This window comes from Candidatus Magnetaquiglobus chichijimensis, from assembly GCF_045865675.1.
Taxonomy (GTDB): Bacteria; Pseudomonadota; Magnetococcia; order Magnetococcales; family Magnetaquicoccaceae; genus Magnetaquiglobus; species Magnetaquiglobus chichijimensis.
Window position 1 is genome coordinate 788,148 of record NZ_BAAFGK010000004.1, and the last position, 13,941, is coordinate 802,088.

Here is a 13,941-nt window from a genome sequence, read left to right on the forward strand (position 1 = left end):
GTATTTTTTCGTTTCACCCTTCCTCCCCTGGACCTCCTTGATACCACCCACACAAATCGCGACGAACCCTGCCTTCGAACCGCGTCCAGCCCCATCGAAACCATGTGCAAACGGCCCAGGCTGGTATATACTCCAAACATTTGGGTGCATTCCGAATCCACGAAGGGAGTGCCTCGAGTCCGACGCCAGTCTGGAGCGAACCATGAACATTGACCGGCCTATCGATCCGGTTCCCGGCACACCGTTCACCGACAACCCGGTCCAGCATCCGTTCGCCCTCCCGTCCCTCCCCGCTGCTCCGATCGACGCGGTGATGCCGGAGCCGATTCCCGGTCCCGTCGCATGACGACGCTTCCGGTCTGACCCTCAGGGGGCCGCATCCCTTGTACCAACTCTCCTGGATCCGGACGTTGACCGTGTTTGCCGCGACCCTGCTTTTCGCGCTGCACGCGCTGGGCCTTGTCCCCGTGCCGGTGCTGGAACGATTGGAACAGGCGGGTTACGATCTGCGCGTGCGCATCAACCTGCCCAACAGCCACGACAGTCGCATCGTCATCGTGGATATCGACGAAAAGAGTCTGGCGCGTCTCGGTCGCTGGCCCTGGGGTCGGCATCACCTGGCGCAACTGACCGATACCCTGTTCGATCACTACCGCATTCTCACCCTCGGCTTCGACGTGCTGTTCATGGAGCGCGACGAAAGTTCGGGCCTGACGCAACTCGAGCGCCTGGCCGCCGGTCCGTTGCGCAATCAACCGGCCTTTCTCTTCGAACTCAACCGTCTGCGTCCCTCCCTGGAACGGGACGAGCGGTTCGCCAAAAGCCTCGCGGGTCGTCCGGTGATCCTGGGGCACTATTTTCGCTCGGATGCGACAGGTTCCTCCAGCCAGACCGGAGCGCTCCCCGACCCGCTCATCACCCTAAAAGAGCTGGGGGTTGAAGGCCTGCCCCTGGTCAAACCCAGCGGTTACGGCGCCAACCTGGAGATCCTGCGCAAGACCGCCCAGGGGGGCGGTTTTCTGGACAACCCCCTGGTCGATGCCGATGGCGTGCATCGCGCCATCCCCCTGATCCAGGAGTTCCGGGGCGGGTTGCATCAATCCCTCGCCCTGGGGGTGGTGCGCGCGATCCTGGGCGATCCGCCAGTCACGCTCGGTCTCCAGCCCCCCCCATTCGGCAGCCGTCGGGACAATCCTCTTCTGGAGTGGATCGGTCTGGGTCCGCACCGCATCCCGGTCGATGGTCGGGGAGCGATCCTCATCCCCTTTCGCGCCGCACCCAACGGCTTCACCCATCTCTCCGCCCTCGACGTGCTGGAAAAGAGTCTGCCGGTCGAAACCCTGAACGATGCCATCGTCCTGATCGGCTCCGCGATTCCAGGCATGATGGATCTGCATGCCACCCCGCTCCACCCCTTCCATCCGGGGGTCGAAATCCACGCCACCGTCATCGGCGGCATCCTGGACGGGATGATCAAACGTCAACCCGAACCGCTCGCAAGCCTCCTCACGGTTGTCCAGATGCTGTTGATCGCCGGAATTTTTCTGTTCCTCATGCCCCGTCTCGCCCCATGGCGCGCGGTTCAGGGCGCCGCGATCATCCTGATCCTGCTCGCCTGGAGCAACGCCCTGCTCTGGCGGCGCGCCGATCTGGTCCTTCCGCTGGTCACCCCCCTGCTCTTCACGCTCCTTTTGCTGTTCCTGCATTTCGGATTCGCGCGCGGGGCGATTCGTGCCTGGGGAGGGCGTCCGAACCGGCTGCTCGCGGACCACTTGCCAGGCGCGCTGCTCGCCCGACTCGATTGGGCACGGGTCGAATCCACCCTGCACGGGATGCAACGGGAGATCAGCGTCCTGTTCGTCAACATCCGCGATTTTCCTGCCCTGACCACCCACCTGACCTCACGGGAATTGAAACAGCTCCTCGACCCCTATCTGACCCGCATGACCCGCGCCATCCACGAACACCACGGCACCCTCGACCATTTCAGCGGGGATGTGGTGATGGGATTCTGGGGAGCGCCTGAAGAGAACCCACGCCATGCCCGCGAGGCCCTGCGCTGTGCCCTGGCCATGCAGAACGCCACGGATGAACTCAACGACGAACTCCGGGCCAAAGGGTTGCCGAGCCTGACCATCTCCATCGGCATTCATACCGGCGAGGCCCATGTGGGTGAACTGGCGAGCGGTTTCCGTTCGGTCTACGGCGCGGTCGGCGCCACGGTGGAACAGGCGCGACGTCTGGAACTGCTCGGCAAACGTTACGGCGTGACCGTGGTGGTCGGCGACGCAACACGACGCGCCGTGCCGGAGGCGGTGTTTCGTCAACTGGATCGGATTCGTTCGCGCCTGGGAGCCACGACGCTGGAGATTCACGAACCGCTCGGGTTCGCCGATGATCTCTCCAGCGAACAGATCGATGCCCTGGAGGCGTATCACGAAGCCTTGCGGCTCTACCGGGCCGGGGACCGGGACGAGGCGCGCACGCGGTTCCGTCTGCTCATGGAACGGGATCCGGAACGGTCGATTCACGAACTCTATCTGGCCCGGATCCACCATCTGCTCGCCCACCCGCCCCCCGCCGACTGGGATGGGATCTTTCCGCCGCGCTCATGACCGCCTGGGTCTTGAGGTCTTATGTCCACGCGAGGCGCGTTCCAGGGTGATCGAACTCAAGGAGGCGTCGGATTAAGAGCGAGCTGCCGGTTCTGGTGGATCTGCTGATCCGGGACGACAGGAACGAATCGATGCTCGATCGGATCGAGTCGTGTCCCATGGTGATGCGAGGGGAAGACGGGCGGGGTTCGGTTGGGGAGAGCGGCTCGGCAGACTCAAACGAAGCAGGCGGGGAGTCCGTGGGACATGGGGATCCCCACGAAGCGGGCGGGGGAGTCCGTGGGACACAAAGCAGGCGGGGAGTCCGTGGGACATGGGGATCCCCCGCCTGCGCGCAACCTGTTGAAAAAAATCAGGCCAGGGCGGCCAGAACCTGCTCGTAGTTGGGCTCTTCGACGATCTCCGGCACCTGCTGGGTGTAGACCACCTTCCCCGCCGCGTCGATGATCACCACGGCACGGGCCAGCAGTCCGGCCAGGGGACCATCCACCATGCGCACGCCATAGGCCTCGCCGAATCCCCGTGCACGCATCTCGGAGACCGCATGGACCGCAGACAACCCCTCGGCGCCGCAGAACCGTTTGTGGGCAAAGGGGAGATCGAGGGAGACGCACAGCACCACGGTGTTGTCGAGGTTGGAGGCCTCGGCGTTGAAGCGCCGTACCGACATGGCGCACACGGCGGTATCGACGCTCGGGAAGATGTTCAGGATCACCCGTTTGCCCGCGAAGGTGGCGAGCGTGACATCGGCGAGATCCGTGCCGGTGAGCTTGAAATCCGGGGCCTGGGAACCCACGGCGGGGAGTTGTCCACAGGTGTGGATGGGATTGCCTTTGAAAGCGATTTGAGCCATACGAACGAACTCCTTGGTGAAAGGGTCAGGATGGGGAGTGCCGCCCCTCCCCCGGGATCTCCCCGAGCGGCCTGTTTCCACGATTCAAGTATAGATTCCGCTCGCCGCGTGGTCAAGGTTTGGGCCAATCCGGTAAAAATTCCTGGAACTTTTCGTTCAGCGCATGGATCTGATGGGTGTGTACGGCAAAAAAGCGCAGCCGTCGCCAAAGAACTAAAATCAGTTTTCTTCTTTTTCAATCATTAAGGAGATGTTTCGCATGAAGGCCAATGTGGGCGGCTTGGACCGCATTTTACGGATTGTGATCGGCTTGGTTCTGCTGTCCCAGGTCTTTTTCGGCATGCACACCATTTGGGGATTGATCGGCATCATCCCCCTGGCGACCGGACTGTTGAAATTCTGCCCCTTCTATCCTTTATTCGGCCTGAACACCTGTTCTTGCAAACAGTCGTAAGGCCAGATGCCCGGAGGGTTGTCTCCCCCAACCCTCCGGGTCCATCGACGCCGCCCGCCCCCCTTGTGCCGCACCTCCCCGTCGTCCCCCTCCCCTGAGTGTTTCAGCCCGGCCCACGCCCGGCTTTCAGCCCTTTCCGCCAGATCCATCTTGAAGGTTGTTCCCCCGGTTGCCTCCGCATGCTTGCGGATTCAGGTTTGAGCGCCGCCCTTTGTCTGCCTGCGAATTAAGCATTCATCTCGCAATTGCACACTTTATTGATCAAATCATAATCAGATTCTAATGAAGCGCGCATGAAAAACCCGCCTGAAACGTCTATTAATATATAAAAATCAACAAAATATCAGGAATGGCCCGCATGTTGCCCTGGATAGGATTATCCGGTGCGCGTTTGCACCAATCGACATCACAAGGCTTTCCTGGGAGATTAGACATGAAATGGGTCACCGCAATCATCAAACCTTTCAAGCAGGATGACGTTCGCGAGGCTCTCACCGCCATTGGCATCACCGGCATGACCGTCACCGAGGTGCGGGGATTCGGACGACAGAAAGGACATACCGAACTTTACCGGGGGGCCGAATACCAGGTGGACTTCCTTCCGAAGATCAAAGTCGAAGTCGCCGTTTCGGACGATCGTCTCGATCAGGTGGTGGATGCAATCCGCGAGTCGGCCAAGACGGGCAAGATCGGAGACGGAAAAATCTTCGTCATGCCCATAGAACAAGCGGTGCGCATCCGCACCGGCGAAACCGGATCCGACGTCCTTTAAGGACGCACGCGCCATTATTCAGAAGGAGCCATCAAAGATGAAACGCTTGAGTCTGTACGGCCTCATGGCCACCCTGCCCACCACGCTGCTCCTGCCCTCCCTGGCCCTGGCCGAGGAGGCCGCCGCCGCAGTCGTCGAAGCGCCTCCGCCGGTGCTCAGCTCGGGCGATACCGCCTGGATGCTCACCTCCACCGCCCTGGTGCTGTTCATGACCCTGCCGGGTCTGGCGCTCTTCTACGGCGGCATGGTGCGCGCCAAGAACACCTTGTCGATCTTCATGCAGTGTTTTGCCATCACCGCCGTGGTCACGGTGCTTTGGAGTCTGTACGGCTATTCGCTGGCCTTCACGGACGGCGGCAACAACAACGCCTGGATCGGTGGCCTGAGCAAGGCCTTCCTGGCTGGCATCAAGGTCGATTCCCTGACCAATACCATCCCGGAATCGGTCTTTCTCACCTTTCAGCTGACCTTTGCCATCATCACCCCGGCGCTGATCGTCGGCGCCTTCGCCGAACGGATGAAGTTCTCGTCGATGCTGATCTTCATGGCTGCCTGGGTGACGCTGGTCTACTTCCCGATCTGTCACTGGGTGTGGGGTGGCGGCTGGATGATGACCAAGGGGATCCTGGACTATGCGGGCGGCACGGTGGTCCATGTCAACGCGGGTATCGCCGGTCTGGTGACGGCGCTGGTCCTCGGCAAACGTAAAGGTTTTCCGCATGTGGCCATGCCTCCCCACAGCCTGCCTTTGACCGTGACCGGCGCGGGCATGCTCTGGGTGGGTTGGTTCGGATTCAACGCCGGCAGCGCGGCGGCGGCCAATGGCGCGGCGGGCATGGCGATGGTGGTGACGCAACTGGCCACGGCCATGGCGGCCCTGACCTGGATGCTCATGGAGTGGATGTCGCATGGCAAGCCGAGCGCCCTGGGTCTGACCACCGGCGCGGTGGCGGGTCTGGTGGCCATCACCCCGGCGTCGGGTTTCGTGGGCCCCATGGGCGCCCTGGCCCTGGGTGGCATCGCGGGTGTAGTCTGCTTCATCGGCGCCACGACCATCAAGCGGAAGATGGGGTATGACGACTCCCTGGATGCCTTTGGCGTGCATGGCATCGGGGGCATCGTCGGCGCGATCCTGACCGGCGTCTTCGCTTCCGCGGATCTGGGTGGCGTGGGGTATGCCAAGGATGTGGACATGGCCGCTCAGGTGTGGGTACAGTTCGTGAGTGTGATCGCCACCGGATTGTATTGCGCGGTCATCTCCTACATCCTCTTGAAGATCATCGACGGACTGATGGGTCTGCGGGTGGATGAGGAGTCGGAAAGCACGGGTCTGGACATCGCCCTGCATGGCGAGCGTGGTTACAACTACTGATCCCTGGAATCAAGACCTTTCCATGAACAAACATGCCGGGGGCGGACAACGCCCCCGGCATGCTTTGATAAAAAACGGCAACACCCCTTCATGGTCAAAAAAACATTTATCCAAACCCAATCCTGACCGATACGATCATCGTGTCATCTTAACTCAACCGAAGCAGAACTCGGAGTCGAAACAATCATGAAAATCTTTGCAAACACCTTGAAATGGGCTGGCCTCATGGGTTGCGCGGCCATCCTCGCCACCCCGACCACCTCAATCGCCGCAGATGCGGCCCCTGCGGCCCCGACCTCTCCCCACACCGTGACGGCCAACGTGGGCGTGGTCAGCAACTACCTGTTCCGGGGGTTGACCCAGACCTGGGACAAGCCGGCGGTGCAGGGTGGCATCGACTACTCCCACGCCTCGGGGCTGTATGCCGGAACCTGGATCTCGAACGTCAGCGACAAGTTTTTCGCGGACGGCTGGGCTGAAATCGACCTGTATGGCGGCTACAACGGCAAGATCAACGACGACTGGACCTGGACCGTGGGTACGATCGGGTATCTCTATCCGAGCGCCAACTTCAAGGATGCCACCCCGTCTGGCACCTATCCGGACTCCCAGTCCTACAACACCCTGGAGTTGAACGCGGGCCTCGGCTACAAGTGGGTCTCGGCCAAGGTTTCGGTTGCCGTGACCGACTACTTCGGCGCCAACAAAAAGACCTTCTACAGCGACAATTCCAAAGGCACCACCTATTGGGATCTGACCGCCAACGTGCCGCTGCCGGAGTCGATTTTCACCAAGGACGTGACCATGCCGCTGCATGTGGGCTATACCAACTACACCAACAAGTTGGCCGCCGCCAATGCCGCGGGCGCCACCAATCCGGATTACGTCGATTACAAGGTCGGTCTCACCAAGGCCTTCGACGGCGGGATCAGCGTGAGCGCAGCCTACATCTATGCCGACAACACCCGCATGTACGACAAGGCGACCTCGGTGAAGGGTGGCACCGAACTGCATGATCTGGGCGGAAGCAACTTCGTGGTCAGTCTCCTCAAGACCTTCTGATCCACCCGTTCTCCACATCCCAACCGGGACACGCGCTTTCGTCGCGTGTCCCGGTTTCCGTCTCCGACATGCCCACCCCACCCAAACTCCTCCTGATCACCGACACGCCGCTCCCCTCGGATCTCGACCGGACCATCGCCCGAGCCCTGACCGGCGGCATTTTCGATCTGTTGATCCGCGACAAAGGCACGAGCGACGCGCACCTCGAACCCCTGGCGCGATCCCTTCGAACAATCCTCCATGCCGCCGGCGGTCGGCTGCTGCTGCACGAGCGACCCGAAATGGCGCTCCGCATCGACGCCGACGGTCTCCATCTCTCCGAACACGGCATGGAAACCGCCCAGGCTCGACGACTCCTCGGCACAAACAGACTGCTGGGTCGCTCCTGTCATTCCGTGGCCTGCGCCCAAAAACACTTGCTCGCTGGCGGTGATTATGTCACCCTGTCGCCTGTTTTCGTAACTCTGTCCCATCCCGACGCCACCCCGTTGGGTCTGGAACGTTTCGCGACCATGCGGGACGCCATACCTGGCCCGGTGCTCGCCCTTGGAGGCATCGAGGGGGAAAATGCCCATGCCGTCTGGCAGGCCGGAGCATCCGGAATCGCGCTCATCCGTGGTGTATTCCAGGCCCAGGATCCGGCAGATGCCGTGCGAAAACTCCTGATCATGGGGCAATCGTGTGCATCGATTGCCCCTTAGCTTCTCCTGAACGCGCGTGGTTGGATCACTATTTTCCCATCAGGCGAACTTTTCCTTCCGGCATTAGATGGAATATGCTATATTTTTAAACTGACCGGATTTGTGCCGGCCTCACGCTTGCCCCGAAACAGAATGTAAGGAGAAAGATCGTGTTCCATTTCAGTCTGGACTCCGCCCGCTCCGTCGGGACGCTCTCCCTCTCCGGAGACTTGACCATTCGCAACGCGGCAGAATTCAAGGAGGCCGTGGCCAATGCCATGGATCAGTCCAAACAGCTGGAACTGAACCTCAGCGAAGTGGAACGTTTGGATCTGACCACCTTGCAGATTCTTTGCGCAGCACATCGCACCCTGTTGAAAAAAGGTAGAATTTTATCGATTGGCGGTTCGATTCCCGCCATCTTTCGCGAAACCGTGCAACTTGCCGGTTTTGCGGAGTGCGCGGGAGAAAAAGAGACCAGTGGCCTTTGGAAGGGAGTAACGAACTGATGGCAAAAACGATCATGACGGTGGATGACTCGTCCAGCGTGCGGCAGATGGTGGGCATGACCCTCAAGGGTGCCGGCTATACCGTGGTGGAGGCCGTGGATGGCGTGGACGGTCTGGCCAAGGCGAAGGCGAGCAATCTGGATATGATCATCACCGATCTGAACATGCCCAACATGGACGGCATCGCGTTGATCACCAATCTGCGTACTCTGCCGGCCTACAAATTCACGCCGATCGTCATGTTGACGACCGAATCCCAGGCGACCCGCAAGCAGGAAGGGAAGACCGCCGGGGCCACAGGTTGGATCGTCAAGCCGTTCAAGCCGGAACAGCTGTTGGAAGTGGTCAAGAAGGTCTTGGGCTGATCCACACTCCTGGGGTCCGGTCTGGATCTCCCGGGAGGGCGGACGGTCCGTGAAGGGGTTTTCCCATTTGCAAGCCAGCAGGGAATACGAGCCATGAACGTGGAAATCGACACCAGCGCCTTCACCGAAGAGGCCTACGAACTGCTCTCCGAACTGGAGGATTCGCTTCTGGAATTGGAAGCCTCTCCAGCGGAACAGGAGCTGATCAGCCGGGTCTTTCGGGCCATGCACACCATCAAGGGCTCGGGCGCGATGTTCGGTTTCGATGCCGTGGCCGAATTCACCCACGAGGTGGAGACGGTCTTCGACATGGCGCGCAACGGTACGATCCCGGTCACCAAGCAGTTGATCGACCTCACGCTGGCGGCGCGAGACCAGATCCGCGCCATGCTCGACGCGGCTGCCGGCGGCGAACCGGCGGATCAGGCCAATGCCAACAAGATCATTGCCGGTCTGCGCTCCCTGACCCCGGACAAAAAATCCGCCGGCGCGGCGCCCGCCTCGTCTGGCGGCGCGCCCGGCAAGGGACCGGCCCCCGCGCCCGCAGCCAACGAATCCAACATCTTCCGGGTCCGTTTCGTGCCCAACACCGACATCTTCGGCACCGGCACCAATCCTCTGTTGCTTTTGAACGAGCTGCGCGATCTGGGCGATTGCCGGGTGGTGGCGATCACCGACAAGATCCCGGAGTTCGAGGATATGGATCCGGAGACCTGCTACACGGGTTGGGAAATTTTCCTCACCGCACAGATCGCCGAGAATGCCATTCGGGATGTCTTCATCTTCGTCGAGGATGAGTGCGAGCTGAACATCCGTCTGATCGACCGCGACCAGGCGATGCGCGACCAGCAGGAGGGCAAGAAGCTCGGACAGATCCTTCTGGAGCGCGGCGACATCAACCCCAAGGAGCTGGAAACCGCCCTGCTGCCCCTGGGGGATCGACTGGTTCAGGCCGGCGTCATCTCCCACGACAAGGTCAAGGCCGCCCTGACCGAGCAGCAGGTGGTCCAGGAAAAGCAGGACAAGAAAAAAACCGCCGAGGCCGCCACCAGCGTGCGTGTCCCCTCCGACAAGCTCGACAACCTGGTCGATCTGGTCGGCGAGTTGGTGACCATGCAGGCGCGTCTCACCCAAACGGCCAACACCATCGGCGATCACACCTTGCAATTGATCGCCGAGGAGGTGGAGCGACTCACTGCGGAACTGCGTGACAACACCATGAGCATCCGCATGCTGACCATCGACACCACGTTCAACAAATTCAAGCGGTTGGTGCGTGATCTCTCCACCGAACTGGGCAAGGAGATCGAACTGATCACCTCGGGTGGCGAAACCGAGCTCGACAAGACGGTGATCGATCAATTGAACGATCCTCTGGTCCACATCATCCGCAACAGCATCGACCATGGCGTTGAATCCCCGGATGTGCGTCGGGCGCGCGGCAAGAATCCGGTCGGCAAGATAACCCTGGCCGCGATCCATTCCGGCGCCAGCGTGTTGATCCGGGTCGAGGATGACGGCGCCGGGCTCGACGCGGCGAAGCTGCGCGCCAAGGGGATCGAAAAGGGGCTCATCTCGGCGGACGACGAGTTGACCGAGAAGGAGGCGTTCCTGTTGATCTTTGCCGCCGGCTTCTCCACGGCGGCCAAAATCACCAACGTTTCGGGTCGCGGCGTGGGCATGGACGTGGTGCGTCGTTCCATCGAGGGGCTGCGCGGTTCGATCGATGTGGCCAGCGTGCTCGGCAAGGGCACCACCATCACCCTGAAACTTCCACTCACCCTGGCCATCATCGAAGGGTTGCTGGTGATGGTGGAAGATGAGTATTTCGTGCTGCCTCTGGCTGCGGTCGAGGAGTGTGTCGAGCTTTCGCGCGAAGACGTGAAGAAGGCCCATGGCCGGCATGTGATCAACGTGCGTGGCGAGATCATCCCCTACATCCGCATTCGCGACCGGTTCGAGATCTCCGGAACCGCGCCCGAAATCGAACAGATCGTCATCGCCGAGGTGGATGAAAAACGGATCGGCTTCGTGGTGGACAAGGTGGTCGGGCAGCATCAAACGGTCATCAAAACCCTTGGCAAGAATTTCCAGCACTCTGAGGAGTTCTCCGGGGCCACGATTCTGGGCAATGGCGGCGTGGCGTTGATTCTGGACCTCAACAAGATGGTCCGTTACGTCGAGGAGGAGGAGATCCGCGAGTTGGATGCAGCGTAAGCGCACCCCACCCGTTCTCTTGATCAAGCGAGCGGCTTTAAGTTTGCCTGGTTGCCCGCTGACGTTGATCCAAACGTTCGCCGAGGCCGGTTTGTGCCCCAAACCGCCTCGATGGAACGTTCCCACGTACCTTGCGGGGACGGTGATCGCATCTTTCATGTCCCTCGCGACTCTCCAAGCGATCGAAACGGTAAACAGCCTCGTGGAATCGGCATGATCAGACTGCAAGACATCCGCTTGCGCACCAAGCTCACGGGTCTGTTGCTGCTTTGTGGGCTGATTCCCCTCTCGATCCTCTGGTGGCTGCGCGATCATCAAAACGAACAGAGCCGTCTGACCCAGACCTCGACCCGCCTGGAGGCGGTGCGTCAGATGGCCGCGTCCGAGATCAAGCGTCATCTGGCCGAACGACGCGCCGACCTGGAGATCCTCACGCAACTGGTCGCCGAGGGAGAACAGCAGGCCCGAGGCGCCCTCGAAGCCTTGCGCGATCTCAAGCGGGAACGGATCGAATCCCATCTGGCCAACCAACTCCAAGACCTGACCCAACTGTCCACCAATCCGGATTTCGTCAAACGGGTCGCGGCCATCGACTGGCTGTTCCGGCAAGGGGGGCGCAAGAGCGACGACAAACACTGGCGCGAAACGGTGGAGGGGTTCGTCCCCTGGATGCAAGGGCGTCAGACCAATCAAGGGGTGGAGGATCTCTATTTCATCTCCCCGCTCGGAGATGTGGTCTACACCCTGCAACACCGCGCGGACCTGGGTTCCAGTATCCTGCAAAAACCGTTGAAGGAGAGTCCCCTGGCCGTGGCGCATCGTCAGGCCATGGAAGGGGTGACGGTGCAGGATACCCTTCCCGGCGCGCCCGCGGATCACGCCGCCTCCTTGATTCTCGGGGTTCCGGTGAAAAAGGATGGCGTGGTGATCGGCTCTCTGCTGATGCGAGTGGCGCGCACCTCCCTGGCCCGTCTGGCCCAGGCCGGCGTGGATGGCCAGACAGCTGGACAACTGATCCTGATCGACGGCGACGGGATGCCCTTCGAGGCGACGGGGACCGGCGGCAAGGCCATGCCTGTCGCGGAAACGGTCAAGAAGGCCATCTCCGATGGTCAGGAGGGGTCCGGTCTTCTCACCGACACCAATGGTCCGTCCCGGCTTGGGGCCTGGGCGCCGTTGCGGGTGAAGGGGTTGCGCTGGGGAATCCTCGCGACCAGGGATACCCGCCAGATCTTCAATCCCGAAGCCGGTGGGAAGCGTCTCGGACTGCAAAAATTCAGCGAAACCGCAGGTTACTTCGATCTGTTCCTGATCCATCCCGAGGGAGAGATCTTCTACAGCGTCGCCCGACAAGCCGATTTCGGCACCAATCTGATCACCGGACCCTACGCCGCCACCAATCTGGGCCAGTTGATCCGCCGGGTGGTCAAGAGCCGTCAGGCCGGTCTCTCGGATCTGCTCCCCTACCCGCCCAGCGACAACCAGCCGGCCTTTTTCATGGCCCAACCGGTGCTCGACAAGGAACGGATCGTGCTGATCGCCGCCTTGCAGCTGGCGCCGGACGCCATCACCGCCCTGCTGCATCCCCTGGTGCAATCGACCCCGTATCGTCTGCTCCTGGTTGGCCCGGATCAGAAATTGCGTTCGGACGCCTTCACCGATCCGGCCAATCCCACCACGGCCACGGCTTTCATCGGTTCTCCCGCCACGGCGTTGGCCTCCGCCGAGGCGATCCAAAGCGGACTGGCGGGGGAGACGGTCACCCTGGAAACCCGTCGCGCCGATGGCAAGCGGGTTCTGGCCGCGATCGCCCCGTTGCCGCTCGACGGCTTCACCTGGACGATGATCGTCGAGGCGGAGTGGGACGATCCGTCAACCGGCCAGGGCAACGGATGGATTCTGTTGGCCGGCATCCTGCTGGTGCTGGTTCTGACCCTGATCGGCTACCGTTTTCTGCGACGCACGCTCTTCATTCCCCTCGAGGAGACCGCGTTTGCCCTGAACCGCATGGCCTCGGGTCATTTCGGCACGCCGGATACCTTCGCACGTCAGGACGAATTCGGCGCCTTGACCCGCTCCCTGTCCACCCTCTCCCAGGAGGTGACCCTGGCCGGACAGCGCATTCATCAGGCTGCCGATCCCCTTTCGATCCGCATCCGCCGGCTCGCCTCCCAGGCCATGCTCATCTCCCGAGAGTCGGCGGTGGGTTCGGAGAGTCTCGCCGAGGTGCGTGCGGCCATTCTCGAGGGGGCGCGTCAGACCGCCGAGGAGAACGCCCGGCTGATCGACGATCGGAATCGCCTGGTCGAGACGTATGATCGTCTGTTGCGCGAATCCGAGCAGTTGGCGGTGGTCACCGCCCGCGCGGTCACCGAGGGCAAGCATTGGGTGCATGAGGATGCCAGCACGTTGCATGCGCTCCAGGAGCGTACCTTGCGTTTGCGTGCCGGTCTGGTGGAACTGGTCAAACGGGCCCAATCCAGCCCCAAGAACGGCGAGGAGTCGGGCAAGCACGGCAAGCATGGCAAGCACGACCGGGAAGAGTCCCGGCCCGGCGAATCATTCCAGCGGCTCGTGAGTGAGTTGCAGGCCGAGATTGCGGAGATGGACCGGCAGATCGTCGAACGGCTCGAGGCTGCCAACCACTCCGTGGCCTCTTTGGATGGGCTCATGCCCGTGGTGCCCATGCCCCAACCGGCGGAGTTGACACCCGTGGTGGCCCTGGAGCACAATCCAGACAGAATTTTCGTCACCTTGGACAAGTTGGACGACCAGCTCAAGAAAAATCAGAGGATCGCGCGGGAGATCATTCTGGCCGCCAAGGGGGTGTTTGACATCACCACCGGTCCCTTGAAACAGGCGACCTCCTATTTTGCGCCGACCGATCCTGTTGCGAGTGCGGGTACTAATGCGTCTGAAACCGTGATTTCATCGCGGGGCCATGAGACTCTGGATGTCGCCTCGCGTTTGTCATTGGATGCCAGCTCCGCATCGGATGCGCGTGATGGCTCCGGATCTTCCCCTCCTGCCTGATCGAGAGAT

At 61.4% G+C, this 13,941-nt stretch carries 12 protein-coding genes; 11 read left to right on the top strand and 1 reads right to left on the bottom strand.

Translation table 11 applies throughout. The features are described from left to right. Positions 1-202 precede the first annotated feature (202 nt). Positions 203-346: a hypothetical protein gene (locus ACOY6C_RS07645; RefSeq protein ID WP_420904885.1), complete on the top strand. Its 144-nt coding sequence runs from the start codon at positions 203-205 to the stop codon at positions 344-346. A gap of 37 nt (positions 347-383) precedes the next feature. Next, complete coding sequence (locus tag ACOY6C_RS07650) at positions 384-2,615, top strand: CHASE2 domain-containing protein (RefSeq protein ID WP_420904886.1); 2,232 nt, start codon at positions 384-386, stop codon at positions 2,613-2,615. 352 nt (positions 2,616-2,967) lie between these two features. Here ACOY6C_RS07650 and tpx read toward each other — a convergent pair whose 3' ends face one another. Then, the gene (tpx, locus tag ACOY6C_RS07655) at positions 2,968-3,468 is read right to left on the bottom strand and encodes a thiol peroxidase (protein WP_420904887.1); all 501 of its coding nucleotides are present in this window, start codon (positions 3,466-3,468) and stop codon (positions 2,968-2,970) included. Positions 3,469-3,727: 259 nt separating this feature from the next. On the opposite strand from tpx, the gene ACOY6C_RS07660 reads away from it, so the two are divergent. From ACOY6C_RS07660 to ACOY6C_RS07700, 9 genes are all read left to right on the top strand, one after another. Beyond that, the gene (locus ACOY6C_RS07660) at positions 3,728-3,922 is read left to right on the top strand and encodes a YgaP family membrane protein (protein WP_420904888.1); all 195 of its coding nucleotides are present in this window, start codon (positions 3,728-3,730) and stop codon (positions 3,920-3,922) included. A gap of 433 nt (positions 3,923-4,355) precedes the next feature. Further along, positions 4,356-4,694, top strand: a complete 339-nt coding sequence (locus ACOY6C_RS07665) for a P-II family nitrogen regulator (protein ID WP_420906103.1) — start codon at positions 4,356-4,358, stop codon at positions 4,692-4,694. Between the two features lie 37 nt (positions 4,695-4,731). Beyond that, positions 4,732-6,066 carry an ammonium transporter gene (locus ACOY6C_RS07670; protein WP_420904889.1) on the top strand — a complete coding sequence of 445 codons (1,335 nt, stop codon included), beginning with the start codon at positions 4,732-4,734 and terminating at the stop codon, positions 6,064-6,066. 186 nt (positions 6,067-6,252) lie between these two features. After that, entirely contained in the window at positions 6,253-7,128 is an 876-nt protein-coding gene (locus ACOY6C_RS07675; RefSeq protein ID WP_420904890.1) for a TorF family putative porin, read from the top strand. A 68-nt stretch (positions 7,129-7,196) separates the two neighbouring features. Continuing rightward, positions 7,197-7,829 carry a thiamine phosphate synthase gene (locus tag ACOY6C_RS07680; RefSeq protein WP_420904891.1) on the top strand — a complete coding sequence of 211 codons (633 nt, stop codon included), beginning with the start codon at positions 7,197-7,199 and terminating at the stop codon, positions 7,827-7,829. Positions 7,830-7,978: 149 nt separating this feature from the next. Next, positions 7,979-8,317: an STAS domain-containing protein gene (locus ACOY6C_RS07685; RefSeq protein ID WP_420904892.1), complete on the top strand. Its 339-nt coding sequence runs from the start codon at positions 7,979-7,981 to the stop codon at positions 8,315-8,317. After that, on the top strand, positions 8,317-8,682 hold the full coding sequence (locus tag ACOY6C_RS07690) for a response regulator (protein ID WP_420904893.1): 366 nt from the start codon (positions 8,317-8,319) through the stop codon (positions 8,680-8,682). The genes ACOY6C_RS07685 and ACOY6C_RS07690 overlap by 1 nt, the downstream gene beginning before the upstream one ends. A gap of 93 nt (positions 8,683-8,775) precedes the next feature. Next, complete coding sequence (locus ACOY6C_RS07695; RefSeq protein ID WP_420904894.1) at positions 8,776-10,899, top strand: chemotaxis protein CheA; 2,124 nt, start codon at positions 8,776-8,778, stop codon at positions 10,897-10,899. A gap of 213 nt (positions 10,900-11,112) precedes the next feature. Beyond that, a complete protein-coding gene (locus ACOY6C_RS07700; protein ID WP_420904895.1) occupies positions 11,113-13,932 on the top strand; it encodes a PDC sensor domain-containing protein in 2,820 nt (939 codons plus the stop codon). Positions 13,933-13,941 lie beyond the last annotated feature (9 nt).